General features: G+C 52.4%; 14 protein-coding genes, 1 tRNA gene and 2 pseudogenes. 7 read left to right on the top strand and 10 right to left on the bottom strand.

The window, feature by feature from the left end; all coding sequences use genetic code 11:
* Position 1: 1 nt before the first annotated feature.
* Positions 2-973 (top strand): XdhC family protein, encoded by a 972-nt coding sequence (locus ACXPVS_RS25065; RefSeq protein WP_458512295.1) that lies wholly within the window; start codon positions 2-4, stop codon positions 971-973.
* 51 nt (positions 974-1,024) lie between these two features.
* Here ACXPVS_RS25065 and ACXPVS_RS25060 read toward each other — a convergent pair whose 3' ends face one another.
* A complete protein-coding gene (locus ACXPVS_RS25060; protein ID WP_458512294.1) occupies positions 1,025-2,308 on the bottom strand; it encodes an NAD(P)/FAD-dependent oxidoreductase in 1,284 nt (427 codons plus the stop codon).
* Positions 2,309-2,490: 182 nt separating this feature from the next.
* Here ACXPVS_RS25060 and ACXPVS_RS25055 point away from each other — a divergent pair.
* The 5 genes from ACXPVS_RS25055 (at position 2,491) to ACXPVS_RS25035 (ending at position 4,967) form a co-directional block, all read left to right on the top strand.
* Positions 2,491-2,567: transfer RNA gene (locus ACXPVS_RS25055), tRNA-Val, on the top strand.
* Positions 2,568-2,823: 256 nt separating this feature from the next.
* Positions 2,824-3,138 (top strand): hypothetical protein, encoded by a 315-nt coding sequence (locus ACXPVS_RS25050; RefSeq protein WP_458512293.1) that lies wholly within the window; start codon positions 2,824-2,826, stop codon positions 3,136-3,138.
* Positions 3,139-3,524: 386 nt separating this feature from the next.
* Positions 3,525-3,779 (top strand): hypothetical protein, encoded by a 255-nt coding sequence (locus ACXPVS_RS25045; RefSeq protein ID WP_458512292.1) that lies wholly within the window; start codon positions 3,525-3,527, stop codon positions 3,777-3,779.
* A 2-nt stretch (positions 3,780-3,781) separates the two neighbouring features.
* Positions 3,782-4,054 (top strand): hypothetical protein, encoded by a 273-nt coding sequence (locus ACXPVS_RS25040; RefSeq protein ID WP_458512291.1) that lies wholly within the window; start codon positions 3,782-3,784, stop codon positions 4,052-4,054.
* A gap of 583 nt (positions 4,055-4,637) precedes the next feature.
* The gene (locus ACXPVS_RS25035; RefSeq protein WP_458512290.1) at positions 4,638-4,967 is read left to right on the top strand and encodes a hypothetical protein; all 330 of its coding nucleotides are present in this window, start codon (positions 4,638-4,640) and stop codon (positions 4,965-4,967) included.
* A 211-nt stretch (positions 4,968-5,178) separates the two neighbouring features.
* Here the strand turns inward: ACXPVS_RS25035 and ACXPVS_RS25030 are convergent, their stop codons facing one another.
* Positions 5,179-6,015, bottom strand: a complete 837-nt coding sequence (locus ACXPVS_RS25030; RefSeq protein WP_458512289.1) for a recombinase family protein — start codon at positions 6,013-6,015, stop codon at positions 5,179-5,181.
* A 133-nt stretch (positions 6,016-6,148) separates the two neighbouring features.
* Here ACXPVS_RS25030 and ACXPVS_RS25025 point away from each other — a divergent pair, with 133 nt between their 5' ends.
* Entirely contained in the window at positions 6,149-8,116 is a 1,968-nt protein-coding gene (locus ACXPVS_RS25025) for an AAA family ATPase (protein ID WP_458512288.1), read from the top strand.
* Between the two features lie 309 nt (positions 8,117-8,425).
* Here the strand turns inward: ACXPVS_RS25025 and ACXPVS_RS25020 are convergent, their stop codons facing one another.
* From ACXPVS_RS25020 to ACXPVS_RS24985, 8 genes and pseudogenes are all read right to left on the bottom strand, one after another.
* Positions 8,426-9,124, bottom strand: a complete 699-nt coding sequence (locus ACXPVS_RS25020) for a hypothetical protein (protein WP_458512287.1) — start codon at positions 9,122-9,124, stop codon at positions 8,426-8,428.
* A gap of 221 nt (positions 9,125-9,345) precedes the next feature.
* The gene (locus tag ACXPVS_RS25015; RefSeq protein WP_458512286.1) at positions 9,346-9,579 is read right to left on the bottom strand and encodes a hypothetical protein; all 234 of its coding nucleotides are present in this window, start codon (positions 9,577-9,579) and stop codon (positions 9,346-9,348) included.
* Positions 9,580-10,284: 705 nt separating this feature from the next.
* Positions 10,285-11,241 carry a tyrosine-type recombinase/integrase gene (locus tag ACXPVS_RS25010; protein WP_458512285.1) on the bottom strand — a complete coding sequence of 319 codons (957 nt, stop codon included), beginning with the start codon at positions 11,239-11,241 and terminating at the stop codon, positions 10,285-10,287.
* A 156-nt stretch (positions 11,242-11,397) separates the two neighbouring features.
* A complete protein-coding gene (locus ACXPVS_RS25005; protein ID WP_458512284.1) occupies positions 11,398-11,931 on the bottom strand; it encodes a tyrosine-type recombinase/integrase in 534 nt (177 codons plus the stop codon).
* 54 nt (positions 11,932-11,985) lie between these two features.
* On the bottom strand, positions 11,986-12,738 hold the full coding sequence (locus ACXPVS_RS25000; RefSeq protein ID WP_458512283.1) for a carbonic anhydrase: 753 nt from the start codon (positions 12,736-12,738) through the stop codon (positions 11,986-11,988).
* Between the two features lie 366 nt (positions 12,739-13,104).
* Positions 13,105-13,423: pseudogene (locus tag ACXPVS_RS24995) on the bottom strand (ATP-binding protein); the annotation flags it as partial.
* 1 nt (position 13,424) lies between these two features.
* The coding region (locus ACXPVS_RS24990) for an ATP-binding protein (RefSeq protein ID WP_458512321.1) at positions 13,425-13,930 on the bottom strand (506 nt) is incomplete at its 3' end.
* A pseudogene (locus ACXPVS_RS24985) lies at positions 13,869-14,486 on the bottom strand (Mu transposase domain-containing protein); the annotation flags it as partial. The pseudogene ACXPVS_RS24985 and the gene ACXPVS_RS24990, both read right to left, overlap by 62 nt.

Below are 14,486 nucleotides of genomic sequence, written 5' to 3'. Positions count from 1 at the left end.
CATGCAGCATCTCGATCTGCAAGTCGTGCGCCGGGCGCTGGAATGGTCGACGGCCGGCCAGCGTCTGTGGCTGTGTACGGTGCTCGCCACTTACGGTTCGGCGCCGCGCGCGCCGGGCTCGCTGTTGGCGGTGAATATGGACGGTCAATGGATTGGCTCGCTGTCCGGAGGCTGCGTCGAGGAAGACTTTCTCGAGCGCGTCGCCGAGAGTGTGTTCGTTGATCCAGTCTGCGTTGTCCGTTACGGCGAAGGCGATGATCCGCGTTCGCGAATAAGCCTGCCCTGTGGTGGCGTGCTTGATGTGCTGGTCGAGAAGCTTGAATCCGATTGCGAGGTTCAGGCGCATCTGCGTGAATTGGAGTCGGCGCTGTTGGGTCAGCGTCGGCTGATCCGCGAAGTCGATCTGGCCAGCGGTGCGCGCAGTCTGTTCGCCGACCGCGAGCAGGGCGCGCGCATCGAGCGCGAGATCGACCGGGTTCGCGTGCGGATCGGCGCGGCTCAGCGCTTGCTGCTGGCGGGTTATTCCAGCGTCGCTCAGGCCTGCGCGGAGTTCGCGGTCGGCTTGGGCTTCGAGGTGGTTCTGTGTGATCCGCGTGACGAAGTGCTGGAAGGCGTGGTGCTGGAAAACGTTGAGATTCGTCGTCAACTGCCTTCGGTGTTCATCGCCGACGGCGGCTGCCACAGTGACACCGCCGTAGTGGCGTTGACCCACGATCCGCGCATCGACGATCTGGCGATGATGGAAGCGGTGCGCACCGAGGCGTTTTACATCGGGGTGATGGGGTCGATGCAGACGTCGCAAAAGCGCTTTGAACGGTTGCGCCGGATAGGTGGTTTGGGCGAGGTAGAGCTGGCGCGGATACATGCGCCTGTCGGGCTGAACCTGGGCAGCAAGACGCCAGCGGAAATCGCTCTCGCCGTGCTTGCCGATATCCTGCGCATTCGCAGCGGCATCGCACGGGATCGACTCTAAGCACCAATCCGCTGTGGGAGCAGGCTCGCACACAGGGGATTGCGGTGTCGCTTAATACCCGAACTTATCCCGCAGCCCGTAATACCAGGCACCTAACGCGGCGAACGGTGTCCGCAGCAGTTGTCCACCAGGGAACGGGTAGTGCGGCAAATCCGCAAACGCATCAAACCGCTCAGCCTGGCCACGTAATGCTTCGGCCAGCACCTTGCCCGCCAAATGCGTGTAGGTCACGCCATGGCCGCTGCAACCCTGGGAATAGTAGATGTTGTCACCCAGGCGTCCGACCTGAGGAAGTCGCGACAAGGTCAGCAAAAAATTGCCGGTCCAGGCGTAATCGATCTTCACGTCCTTGAGCTGCGGGAACGCCTTGAGCATCTTCGGCCGAATAATCGCCTCGATGTTCGCCGGATCCCGCGCGCCATACACCACGCCACCGCCGAAGACCAGGCGCTTGTCGCCGGTCAAACGGTAGTAGTCGAGCAGGTAGTTGCAGTCTTCGACGCAGTAGTCCTGTGGCAACAGGCTCTTGGCCAATGCGTCGCCCAGGGGTTCGGTGGTGATCACCTGAGTCCCGCAGGGCATCGATTTGGCGGCCAGTTCCGGCACCAGATTACCGAGGTACGCATTGCCCGCAACGATGATGAACTTGGCCCTGACCTTGCCCTGCGGCGTATGCACCACCGGACTCGCGCCGCGCTCGATGCGCACCGCCGGCGATTGCTCATAAATGGTGCCGCCCAGCGACTCGACAGCTGCCGCTTCGCCCAACACCAGGTTCAGCGGATGAATGTGCCCGCCGCTCATGTCGAGCATGCCGCCGATGTACTGCTCGCAAGCGACCACTTCACGGATGCGACGCTGATCCATCAATTCAAGCTGCGTGTGACCGAACCGCTCCCACAGACGCTTCTGGGATTCCAGATGTCCCATCTGCTTGGCGGTAATGGCGGCGAATACGCCTCCGTCCTTCAAGTCGCACTGGATATTATATTTGGCTACCCGTTCACGAATGATCCGCCCACCTTCGAACGCCATCTGCCCCAGCAACTGAGCCTGCCTGGGACCGACACTTCGCTCGATCACATCGATGTCGCGGCTGTAACTGTTAACGATCTGGCCACCGTTACGCCCCGACGCACCAAAACCTACCTTCGCCGCTTCTAGCACCGTGACCCGGAAACCGTTTTCCAGCAGAAACAGGGCAGAGGACAGGCCGGTGTAACCGGCACCGATCACACAGACATCAGTCTCTACGTCATCCTGCAAAGCCGGGCGCGGCGGAGCCGCATTGGTCGATGCGGCGTAATAGGATTGCGGGTAGGGAGTGTTTGCCATCCTGTAGCCTCTGTTTAATATATTTTACGAGTGCGTCGATCCTACCCGAGATAAAAATCGACCGCCAGCCACCGCAAAATCTTCTTTGCAGCCGCAAAATTAAATATTTTGCATATTCATAGGGTTAGCTCGAAAAAGGTATTGACACCCCTTCGGAATTCCGTAGAATGCCGCCTCACAGCAGGCACGTAGCTCAGTTGGTTAGAGCACCACCTTGACATGGTGGGGGTCGTTGGTTCGAGTCCAATCGCGCCTACCAAACAAAATCCGCTCTGCTGGGCGGTCTAGAAGGGCTCACCGAAAGGTGGGCCCTTTTTTGTTGTCTTGGATTTCTTCAGAACGTTCACAAAATATAGGCTTCGTTCACACTGGACAATGTGAACGACCAAATCAGCCGCTTCTCATGCGCAATCCTTCCTCTATCTCCCTGTCTTTTTCACCACCTGTCTTCTCCCTCTTGAGCGACCGTTTTTCAAACTGTACTGTATGTGCGTACAGTATATGGCGCTACCCAAATGAAAGACGACCTAATCGATGATGCGGGGTTTGAGCTTGGCTTGCCCTCACATGAAGAGCTGCTGAAGCATCAATGCGACTTGCTGTGCTCGGAGCTTGAGCTGACTCGCCGGAATCTTCGGAGCGCACACAAAGAGTTATCCGGGCTGATATCGATGTACCGTCAGGCGTGTAGGGAGCTGGGCACGCTCAAGGTTGAGCATGAGCGGTTGCGTTGGACGCTGAGTGATTTATACCGGCGGGAGGGTGACAAGGAGGCGGGGAAAATGGTGTACCAGTACGGCGATCACACGCCTTCTGAAAAAAAACTTTAAACGTTCTAGGTCAGTCGGCACGGGGCTTGCAGGGTAGTTCCAATTTTCTGATCCATTTACGCACTGGTTTATCCACAGGTAGTACGTTGCAATTGTCACGCGAAACGCAATATCCTGTATCTCAACGGAGCAAAACCCCTACATATAGGGTTTTTCCGTTAGCTGCTGACCTAGAATTAGGTACTTAGGAAAGTCTGCGAATGGTTGTGATTGAAGTTGTCGAGACCGATTCACAACCACCCGCACCAACCAAAGCTAAACAGTAGCGATTACGTTAGCCCTAGGGGGACTGCATTGAGCCAAACATTGACGGGATCGTCAACAGCTCTCTGCTGGTCGGTACTCCATTGGGGCTGACACAAAACCTAAATTGGGAGTACCACCGCATGACCATCAATAGTAAGAAGACGTCATCCAAGGTGGCCAAATTGGCCTCCGAAACCCTCAGTAACTCGAACGCATCCGCGATTGCTAAACGCCTCGCCGCTTCGGCGTTAGCTCAAACCCACTCCACAAAGCAGACAAGTGCTGAAATGGAAGCGGTTGCGGGCAAGGTTCTCCAAAGCGACAAATACAGTGAGGAAACGAAAGCCCTTGCTGCGTCTGTTGTCTCCCAATCCAACCAATCGCGGGGTGAGTAATCATGGCTATTTATGTAACCGTAACGGTTGACTTGAATGGCAACGTGAGCCATGCCGCGAGAGCTAAGTTTAACGAGTTTCTCAGGGGGCGAAACTACGCAAAGCACAAGCTCACGACCTTGTGGACCGCATGGTTTAAACCCGGCAGCACAATCGACAACGCGGTCAGTTATACGAAAGTGACCGTGGCAGCCGCCGCACGCGCTGCGGGTATTACGAATTATGAGGCGTTGGTAATGCCAGGAGAGCAGCGGCCAACGGAGTGGAGGCAGTAATAGTCTTGAAAGTCTTGGTGTGATGCAAAGCCCCGCTTCGGCGGGGCTTTTCACGTCTCGCTATCTGGTTTTTAGCTATTGATGATTTTGACGCAGTCTCTCAATTGCAGCGGTGATGCTTTCGGCATTCGTATCGAGCCGACTCAATGCTATTGCCGGATTAGCCGTATTCCACTCTTCGCCCAGTCGGATTGGAATGTATTTTCTGGGTGAATTTTTGCGGACTCTCCATCCCACTCTACGCACCGAAAGTCCATAGAGTTCAGCATCTTTCCTTGCGGTGTTGGGGGTTGCTTCATCGTAGTGAATCCCGCTACAGCTTGGCGCTGGATTGCCTCATAAGTACAAGACTCCACCGACTCGTAAACCTTCTGGTCAATCATCGGCGTCATGCAGCCAGTGCTATCAGTCTGACCGGGTACGAAGGTGTTGGTACACATCCAGAGATACAGAATGACTTTCAACTATTTTGCTCCTTGCATTGTTTGAGTTATGGTCACTTTGCCACCATCGAGATGAGCGGTAAATAAGCATTGCTAGGCTCGGAGCTAGGATTGCTGGACCACGCGATAAGGGAATCATCATGAAGATAGCGGGGATAGCGGCAGCGGTTGCATTGGTTGGGATTGTGGGATGTGATAGTGCCTCGGCTCAAGGGCAGGTTTACGGTTACGGAGCCGCAAGTTGTGGGAAGTTCGCTGGATACAATAAGGATATTCAGGAAGAGTACATGGTGTGGGTCTCTGGATACGCCAGCAGTTTGAGTGGTCAGACTGGCGTCAAATATTTCAACGGGACAGACGCCGAAGGGCGGCTTCTTTGGATTACGAACTACTGCCGAGCACACCCGCTAGAGAAGTTCGTCGTTGCCACTGAAACGCTTTTGCTTGAGCTAGAGATCAATCAGAAGTGACCAAGCCGTTTTTCCACGAAAACCCAATCGCCCCAATTTTTTATGAGCACTTTTCGTGAAGAGGGGGGTGGGTCCATCCTAGAAACGTCTGGACTGTGGGGGCATTCTGAAAACGGTCGGCCTGTCCTATGCACTTAGCACAACACGGATTGGGTCACCAGAAAGCTGCGGAAATACAAAATAACAATGGCGCTCTGAGGTTTCCACAGCCTCAGAACGAGACGTTGAATGCGAGCATCAGTCGACGTACTGCTGTTGGTGTGAACTCGCTACCACGAGCGGTACGCAAGCCTTTGGTGTTGAGGCAATCGGCTACTGACTGGAAGGTATTCAGTTTGTTGTACAAGCACGCCAGCAGGTGTGGTTGGATGGCTGCTTGATGCGCGTTCACGTTCTTCATTCGCTGGTCATTGGCGGCTGTGATGTCAGCGACAGCACGGCCTTTAGCAAGCGCCTGAGAACGGTTGTTGATCTTCTGTACTGCAACTGCATCACCATCATCAGCGCGACGTTGCAAGGAGGCCAGAGCCTCACGGGTACGGCTTGCAATGAACTCGCGTTCTTGTTGGGCCAGTGCTGCGAATAGGTGGAGTTCAAACGTCTTCGCTTGCGGCATGGTGGCGACTTTGAATTCTGTCTGCTCCATAAGCCGTGCAATGTGGTGAACGGAGCGTGAGAGTCGATCAAGCTTGGCGACTACCAGTTGTGCTTTCTGCTCTTTGCACAGAGCCAGTGCCTTTGCACCTTCAGGACGATCCTCGATAGCCAGCTTGCCCGATACCACGTCTACGAACTCGCCAACGATCTGCCAGCCATTCTGATCAGCAGCACGATTGATGTAGTCGCGTTGTGCATCCAAGCCCAGACCACTATCACCTTGGCCCTTCGTGGAGACTCGAATGTAGGCGACTACTTTCATTTCTTGGTCCTTGGTGTGCTGACTGATGCCTTTATTGTCAGGCTGAAACTGCTGATTGTCAATTCGCAGAACGAGCGTTCTTTGAAATGATAAATATATGTGGCTTGGGGGGTGGCGTTTTTCCAACATTTCTAAAGTTGCTCCGTATTGCTTCCAGTTCGAAACTATGGAATTGTTGATCGTTTTTGCAATGCCAGTGTGCCATTATTGGCGAAATAGCGTAGCGTGTGCGATATCAGTTGAGCTTTAGGGAAGAGTGTAAATGATCGTTGGTCTATTTATTCGTAATTTCAAAACATATCAAAATATCAATTACATACCTTTATCTAAAGGAAAACTGTTCAGTGCTATTGTGGGTGAAAATGGAGCTGGTAAAAGTTCAATATTGGAAGCGTTGAATTCTTTTTTTAACGGTTCGGAGTGGAATTATAATCATATTGTTAGTAATGGTTTTGATACTCGGGAGCCGTTCATATGTCCCGTTTTTCTATTTGAGAAGGGGCGCGTACCTGCAAGCTTCAAGCACGATCTCGCGCTTGAAGCTGCTAGCGAGCAGGTTTGGGGTGCTAAAAGTCAAAACTTTAACTCCGCCAATAAGAAAATCGCAGTGCAGTTTTGTGAGCATCGTGATCATTTGATATTGGAGGGTTATGATTCGTCGTCTCATTATTTGTTTCCAGTAGGTCTGTTAAAGCGAGGAGTTGGTTCTCCATCTGAGACTTATTTTTCTATTTTTGAAACGCACGAAGATTTTTGGGGGGATAAATTCATCACGCTGGTTGGTAAGCCTGCTGGTGATTCAATTTTGCAGCTCGTACAGGAAGCCTATAATTACGTGTATCTGCCTTCTGAAATTGACTTTCAGTCCTATACAAAAATTGAAGGTCGTACCATTCAGGCGTTATTGGGGCGAAAGCTGGATAGTATTGTTAGAACCTTTATTAACACAAAAACTATCAATGATATCAATCGGGACTTAACGGCGTTCCTCAATGAAATTGCTGTTGTTCTAGATGGTTATGAGTACAAAAAACCTTCAAAAAAGCAAACTTTATTTAATCACTCTCATTTTACCGAGAAGGTGATTGAAGCTTTTTTTGACTCGAAAATATTGACGAAGATCGATGGAGGTAATTCTACCCCTGTCAATCATTTGAGTTCTGGTGAAAAGAGGAAGGCGTTAATCGATGTTGCTAGAGGTTTCTTGCTGAGGGCAGAGCAAACAGGTCCTCAGCAAGTCATTTTAGGTATTGATGAGCCAGAGTTATCTTTGCACGTATCTTCTTGCTTCGAGCAGTTCGAGAAACTTCGTGAAATAGCTGAAGCAAATGTACAGACAATAATAACTACGCATTGGTATGGTTTTATGCCAATTGTCTCGAACGGAGTAGCCGTCTATGTGTCAAAATCTGATCTGAGTCGAGCTATCCCGCTGATTGATCTTCGTTGCTTCAGGGATGATATAAAATTACTGAAAGAAAAAACGAAGGGTATGCTCCCTTCTAATATAGAGCTCAAGGGTATGAATGATTTGGTTCAATCCATAATTGCTTCTGTTACCGGGGCTGATTATCGTTGGATTATTTGTGAAGGGTCGTCAGATAAAATTTATTTAGAACATTACTTTTCTGCTGACGATAAGCGACCATACATTTTGCCTGTTGGTGCAGCAAAAAATGTTAAAAAAATGTTCAACTATATTGTAATGGCCCTAGAGGGCAACAGGGATGATATTAATGGTCGGGTATTATTTTTGCTTGATACAGACAAAGATTTTGAGAAATTTGAATGCACAGATGGAATAGAGAATCTAAGGATTCGCCGGTTATTGAACTCTTCATCTGAAAAGAAAACTACACTTGTGCAAACTACAAGCTCTACTTTTTTTCCTCCTACAGAAATTGAAGATACTCTTGATGCGAAAGCTTTTTTGGATACTTTGAATTTTTTCAAGAAAGATGAGCTGTATGAGCTTGACTTTGAGAGTTTTTCGGAAGAGTTTAAAGTAATGGATGCCACTCTTCCGTCGGGGTTGGCTCTGAATTTGCGAGACTCTGATAAAGAAGTTCTTGAAAAACTATTTGATATTAGCGGATTTAAAATAAAATTTGCACTGCAATATGCAGAGTTAGCGGTCGTTGAAGAATGTCCTCAGTGGATTACTGAAATAAAAAGCTTTCTATATCCACCTCGACCACGGATTCGACGACCAAAATTGGTTAATGTTTAGATGTTAAGGTTAAGGTTGGGTATAAATTAACTGTGGGGCATGCTTTGGCCATGCCTTGGGTGCTGATGGATTATTGATTCGTTCATCAGCCTAGGCTTTTTCGTGGCGTGATTTTCCATTGATCGTGCTAAGCCTTGAACGAAGTTAAAATAGTATCCTTATTTTCTTGGGGGCTTCACTTCGTTCATCAGTAGCCCCTGACCCATTTCAACTGTGCTAAGTCTTCGGCTCCGCCGACTGAGCTACCGCCGAGACGTTCCGTCTCTATATAGTCCCGGACTATCTCTGAATTCGTTGAAGTGCTCAGCGTTAGGCAGTACGAGCCTGCTGGGAATGTATGTAAGCACTGGTGCAAGCGTCGATGCACTCGACCTCAGCTTGCAGCGCGTCACGTACCTGCGGATTGCGTTCTAGATGCATCATCATTCCATCCAGAGCAAGACGGGCACACTGTGCAATCAAGGCAACTTGAGACTTGCCTAGGCCGGTGAGATTCCTTACAGTCGTAGTGCTAATGTCTGGCATTTTGACAGCGGCGTACACATGGGCAGGGCTCACGTTCAGTTTACCTTTGCTTGCCTTGGCGACGACATAGCAGGCTCCCATGACATAACCCTCCACCCAGTCCTGTGGTGGTAAGTCGTACAGGTCGTGCTCAGGATGCACATCGGCAAGCACGATCAGATGGTGGATTGGGTTAGCCATTACCTTTGGTGGGCGTGTGACTCGCTTCAGCGGCGCCACGTTACTTGCAACTTTTTGTGGTGCGTCCTGGGAGTCGTTTGCAGCAGTTAGGAGGCGCAGTGCGTCTTGGATTTGTTCAGGGCCAAGGGAGTATTTTGGAGCCTTCCATGCTGCCTTTGGTTTGGGTTCTTTGACTGGGTCTGTCGGAGCAATGAACTCCGATGTAACGTATTTCTCGATAATTTCACTAGTGTCAATGTTGACGCAAAAGTCACCGATACGGCGGGTACTGATATTGAAGTCCTGAATTGCTTTGAAAATCATAAATGGTCCTCTTGTATTGTTTGTCTGTGTGGGCCATCACCTCGGGGTAATTGCCTGATCAATTGGTTTTTGTGAGCGTGGTGCCGAAGAGGGTGTGCTTTGCCTAATATAGGCAATTACACCCCCGTATATGCTGGCTGAAACCCATGTAAAAATGCCCAGTCCATAGGGTAGGTAGGGGTCGGCTCTTTTACATGGATTTGCGTCAGTAAACAGTGGCGTTAGCTGCGAACTTGTAGCAGTTCAAAAAACGCAGGGCTCACGCTCGCTAACTCTCCGGCGTCGACCAAAGTACCGTTTCGGGATCGCAGTCCGGCCCGTTTATCATATTTAGCCAAAATGGCATCGGACACCCGTATTGCTCGGTACTTGGCGATAAGTCTCGGTTTGACGCTTGAGCAAATAATTTTTATGATCAGATTTGATTCTTTGTCTATAACGATGTAGTTCGGCATTTTATATTTCTCCTTGTGGCTTTTTTTGGGGTTGGCTTTCACCTCTATTTGGTTGTGCCTGTATATTTTTGTCGCGGCAACTTGCTAATGCATGGCGCTGTGCAGTGCAGGCGAGTTAGGTAGAATCGATGTTCATATGTACCTCCGTATGTTGATTTTTTGGCAAAAAAAATACCGACACATTGGTCGGCATCATCGGCAGTATTCTTTCTACAAAGTAGTATTGAATTCAGCTATTGGATGTCGGCGACCTCGTGGTTTGTTTTGCTTGCTTTTGCAATGATCATGGCATTTCTCATGGTTTGCATTGACCGTCGGTGGTGGTCAACCAAAATTCAGGCGTTAAAAAACCTCCTGCGATTTCTGGGCGATTTGTTCACACCATGGTCGCGTAGAGGCTTCTAATTTGTCTGTTCTGCCCACTGAGGCAGGAGGCAGATTCTACACGAATCCTTTAAAAAAGCAACCCCTAGGTATTGACATTTACGATTGCCAAGTTTGAAAAACTTCTTTTCAGCGAGAGAGAAAAGCGTTTGCTTAGTTCAGACCGTCGATCTGCCCCGTAAACATTGGGCCGGACGGAAGTTTGTTCTAAGAATATGACGAACCCAGAGCAGATTATGCTCGGGTTTACCGTTGGTTTCTGACGAGTTTTCGAGGCCGCCAACCCTTCTGTTAATCGAGGCTGGCTGCCCGTTCGTTTGATCAGTCGATCAGGTGCAACACATCCCTGACATTCAGGTGGGAGTATCGAGCTACGGATCGAGTATCCCTGTGGCCCGAGACGATCATGATCTGTGCGTTGTTGAATCCCTTTTTCGCTACGTTGGTGATTCTGGTGTGCCTGAGCTGGTGCAGCCTGACGCTGCTATCAAGTCCAGCCTTTACACGCGCCAGACGCACAGCCTGAGAAACGGCGTGGGGAGTCACAGTGAAGATCATGCCGAGTGGGTGACGTTCCACAGTGGCCCACAGTTGGGCGAGTTCAAGAATTTCAACGGCTCGGTGGGTGAGGGGAACTGATCGTGTGCCGTTCTTCCCATCAATCACATCGGCAATCCGCTCTTTGAGGTGCAGGCAGTCTTTGGTCAGCTTCAGGATTTCAGAGCGCCGCATGGCAGTCTCATATGCCAGTTCGACAATGGGTTTCATGATGGGTGACAGCTTCGCCAGTAACCGCTCAAGCTCACTTGCACTAATCACCTTGTCAGAAGACCGGTCTGGCTTTGGTAGTGCGATATCACTCACAGGGTTGTGAATGTCGATCAGCAATCCGCGTTTAGCAAATCGATAGAAGCGGGACATAAAAGCAAGCTGCGTCCTACACGTTGACGGCTTCACCTTCTTCAATCGCATGATCTTGAAGTCGTTGATCATCTGCGGGGTGATTTCATTGATTGGCTGGGTGAAGTGCTTACCCAGATGCTCCACGATCTTCAGTGCGTGGTCGTAGCTGCCTTTTCCCTTGAGCATCGTTTCGCAGTACGTCATGCCCAACGTATAAATGGTGTGGTGCTTGCGATCCATCGTCACGGCTTCGAGCTGGTACGCCCATGACTCTGCTTCAGCTTTGGTGCTGAAAGTTTTCGACTGGGGAGATTTACCCTTTATCCGTACCTGAGCATTCCAGTTGCCAGACGGAAGTAAGCGGAAAGTGGCCATTTTTGACGCCTCATAATGTGAATGGGCGTTCTGTGAAACCCTTGAGCACCAAGGCTTGCAGCTTGCTCAAGCAGACATTGACATGGTGGGGGTCGTTGGTTCGAGTCCAATCGCGCCTACCAAACAAAATCCGCTCTGCTGGGCGGTCTAGAAGGGTCACCGGAAACGGTGACCCTTTTTTGCTTTCTGCGATTTGCAAAACTTTTGCAAAACCCCCACGCAAAACGCCAACTCGGCACCCACCTCCAGGGACTCGATTTTCTTTTCGTCGTGCCCCTCCTGATAGTGCTTCGCCATCTTCTCGTCCGCATGCCCCATCAATGCCTGGATGTACTCCTGCGGGAATTTCTGTTGCTCGTACAGCCATGCCCCTAAAGCGCGGATCTCGTGAAAAGTGGGGCACTCGCCGACCGGCACATGGTCGTAGGCGTGCGCCGCATCCCTTGCCTTGCTGAACTCCTTGGCCAGGTAGTCCGGCGTCACCGGCGTCCAGTGATCCTTGGCGTCGATCTGTTCCCGTCGCCGCGACTTCGGCTTGTAGTGGATCAAGTACGGCGACACGATTGGCGACCGCATGCACTCGCCAACGACCTCCCGCAGTGACGCGCCCATGGTGAGAATAGGGTTGTCGTACTGACCTCTGCTGATTGACCCGAGGCGGGCCGCCGGTGCCGCCTCGGCCTCCGGCACTGTTGAGCTGGGCTCTTCACAGCTGGATCTCGGCATCGGTGCAGCGCTACTGAGTCAGGCTATCAAGTCTACTTTGCCGCTAGCGAGGCGATAGACGCCACCCACGATCTTCAACGTGCCCTTACTGAGCGCATCAGTCAGCAGTGGTGAGGCATTTTTAAGACGGTTAACCGAGTCTTTGACATTCTGCGTTGTAGCGTTGTCGATAAGGCTTCCGGGGTTGTTGAGCACTTTCTCGATGGAAGGTTTAAGTGCGTCAGTCAGTTTTGGGATGTGACCAGGGAAAACAGTGTGATCTTTTACTGCCTTTATACCTGCACTGATGGCGCCGCAGCTCTCATGCCCCAATACCAGGATCAGTGGTGCGCCGAGCACCGCGACAGCGTATTCAAGGCTTGCCAAACCCTCATCGGTAACGAAGTTCCCCGCGACGCGTATGGCGAAAAGATCACCTCGAGCAGTGTCAAAAGCATACTCAGGCGCGATACGGGAGTCAGAGCAACCGAGTACCGACACAAACGGGTTCTGGCCTGAGACCAGGGCTTCCCGCTCTGACTTGAAGTCATGTGTCTTGGAGTTGCCTGAAACATACCGTTCATTTCCCTCCATAAGCCTTTGAAGTGCCATGTCAGGACTGATGGAGTTTTGTGGTTTTGGCGCAGCAGGGGTTTTCTCGGCAGCCTGAACGAATTTGGCGGGTAGCGCACCGGCAAGTAGCAGAGCGCCTGCTCCTAGTCCGGCAAACTGAAGAAATCTACGACGACCACTCGCGTTTTGAACAGGGTTTGAATCACATGATTTACACATGGTCTTGTGTACTCAGGTCGGTTGATGGGAATGATGTGCTGTTGGGGGCAAGTGCTTCCAGGGACCTTCGGCACTTGTGGTTGGAGTCTAGACGGGATGTAACATTAAGTTGCTCGGCGCTTGCTTTCAGGCAATGTAGGGGCGTGGGTTCGGTCGCTTTTAGTTCCGAGAACCTCTAATGCCTTCAAGCGATTTCAAAAGCTCCCGGATGTATCCGGCCGTCTCTTCAGGCGCACGGCTGAACGGCAGTGCGCCTGGCAAAAAAAATCAAGTTGCGTATTTCGCTCATCGTGACCGGTCATTTCGCTAACAACGTGACCGGTTTCTCCACCCGATTGCGCGGGGTCTAAATTCTAACCGCATCGGTCACGATGCCGCTTCTTCTTCCGTCTTTTTACGTCGCAGCGACTCGCCCTTCATCACGATTCGATACGCGCTGTGCACCAGTCGATCCAGTAAGGCGTCGGCCACTGTCGGGTCGTTGATCCAGCCGTGCCAGTGATCAACCGGCAGTTGGCTGGTCAGTACCGTCGACCGCGAGCCGGCGCGGTCGTCGATCACTTCCAGCAAGTCGTGCCGGGCGTTTTCTTCCAGCGGTGCCAGCGCCCAGTCGTCCAAAATCAGGACGTCGACTTTGGCCAGTTGTTGCAGCGTGCGGCCGAAGCTGCCGTCGCCGTGGGCGATCNACTTCCAGCAAGTCGTGCCGGGCGTTTTCTTCCAGCGGCGCCAGCGCCCAGTCGTCCAAAATCAGGACGTCGACTTTGGCCAGTTGTTGCAGCGTGCGGCCGAAGCTGCCGTCGCCATGAGCGATGCGCAGTTGTTCCAGCAGGCGTGGCGTGCGCAGGTATAGCGTGCTGTAGCCTTGGCGGCAGGCCTGGTTACCCAAAGCGCAGGCGAGCCAGGTTTTGCCGACGCCGGTTGGGCCGGTCAGCAACAGGTTGTGCTGTTGGCGGATCCAGTCACCGCTGGCCAGGGTTGCGAGCTGGCGTTCGTCCAGGCCTCTGCCCTGGCGGCGGTCGAGGTCTTCCAGGCAGGCGCCGGCGTATTTGAGTTTGGCTTGTTTACGCAGTCGCTCCAGACGTTTGTTGTCGCGCCAGGCCAGCTCGCGGTCGAGCAGCAGGCCGAGCCGCTCATCGAAGCTCAAGCTGTGGCTGGCCGGCAGTGTCCACTGCTCTTCCAGCGCCTTGGCCATGCCGCTGAGGCGCAAGTGGTGCAACTGATTAAGCGTGTGTTGCGTCATCATTGAACAGCTCCTTTTGGGTGTAATAGTCGGCACCGCGCACGTTCTCGTGGCGGGCGGGTTGAGCGGCGGCGGTGGTCTTGGGCAGCGGTTGCTGGTCGAGCCCTTGCTTGAGCAGGTTGCGCACGGTGCGGCTGTTGAGTGCACGCAGTTGCACCGCGCGGCTGGCTGCCGCCTCCAGGCGCTCGTTGCCATACTGGCGGGCCAGCGAGAGCAGACCCAAGCAGGAGCGGTAGCCCATCTCCGGATGGGGTTTGTGGGTCAGTTGATGTTCGACGATCTGCCGGACGTGCGGGCCGATCCGCTCGCCCCAGTCGAGCAGGCGCTGGGGTGTCCAGTCGCGGTGGGCCTTGTGCGAGGCCGGCATGTGTTCGCTCTGGGTGCTGTAGGCGCCGCGCCGCGGGAGCAACAGGTGGCTGGCGACTCGCCGGTGTCCATGCAGGATTTCGACGGTATGGGCGCTCACTCGGGCGTCGACGCTTTGCCGGGCCAAGGCCGAGGGCACGCT

This window comes from Pseudomonas sp. Ma2-10 (assembly GCF_054330215.1).
Note: the sequence above shows the minus strand (reverse complement) of the source record. Positions and strands in the feature narration are given on the sequence as shown.

Coding starts and splice junctions, on each gene's coding strand:
- ACXPVS_RS25020 (WP_458512287.1), bottom strand. CDS start 9,124: ATGATTTTCAAAGCAATTCAGGACTTCAATATCAGTACCCGCCGTATC.
- ACXPVS_RS25025 (WP_458512288.1), top strand. CDS start 6,149: ATGATCGTTGGTCTATTTATTCGTAATTTCAAAACATATCAAAATATC.
- ACXPVS_RS25060 (WP_458512294.1), bottom strand. CDS start 2,308: ATGGCAAACACTCCCTACCCGCAATCCTATTACGCCGCATCGACCAAT.
- ACXPVS_RS25045 (WP_458512292.1), top strand. CDS start 3,525: ATGACCATCAATAGTAAGAAGACGTCATCCAAGGTGGCCAAATTGGCC.
- ACXPVS_RS25010 (WP_458512285.1), bottom strand. CDS start 11,241: ATGGCCACTTTCCGCTTACTTCCGTCTGGCAACTGGAATGCTCAGGTA.
- ACXPVS_RS25000 (WP_458512283.1), bottom strand. CDS start 12,738: ATGTGTAAATCATGTGATTCAAACCCTGTTCAAAACGCGAGTGGTCGT.
- ACXPVS_RS25015 (WP_458512286.1), bottom strand. CDS start 9,579: ATGCCGAACTACATCGTTATAGACAAAGAATCAAATCTGATCATAAAA.
- ACXPVS_RS25030 (WP_458512289.1), bottom strand. CDS start 6,015: ATGTTGGAAAAACGCCACCCCCCAAGCCACATATATTTATCATTTCAA.
- ACXPVS_RS25050 (WP_458512293.1), top strand. CDS start 2,824: ATGAAAGACGACCTAATCGATGATGCGGGGTTTGAGCTTGGCTTGCCC.
- ACXPVS_RS25065 (WP_458512295.1), top strand. CDS start 2: ATGCAGCATCTCGATCTGCAAGTCGTGCGCCGGGCGCTGGAATGGTCG.
- ACXPVS_RS25040 (WP_458512291.1), top strand. CDS start 3,782: ATGGCTATTTATGTAACCGTAACGGTTGACTTGAATGGCAACGTGAGC.
- ACXPVS_RS25035 (WP_458512290.1), top strand. CDS start 4,638: ATGAAGATAGCGGGGATAGCGGCAGCGGTTGCATTGGTTGGGATTGTG.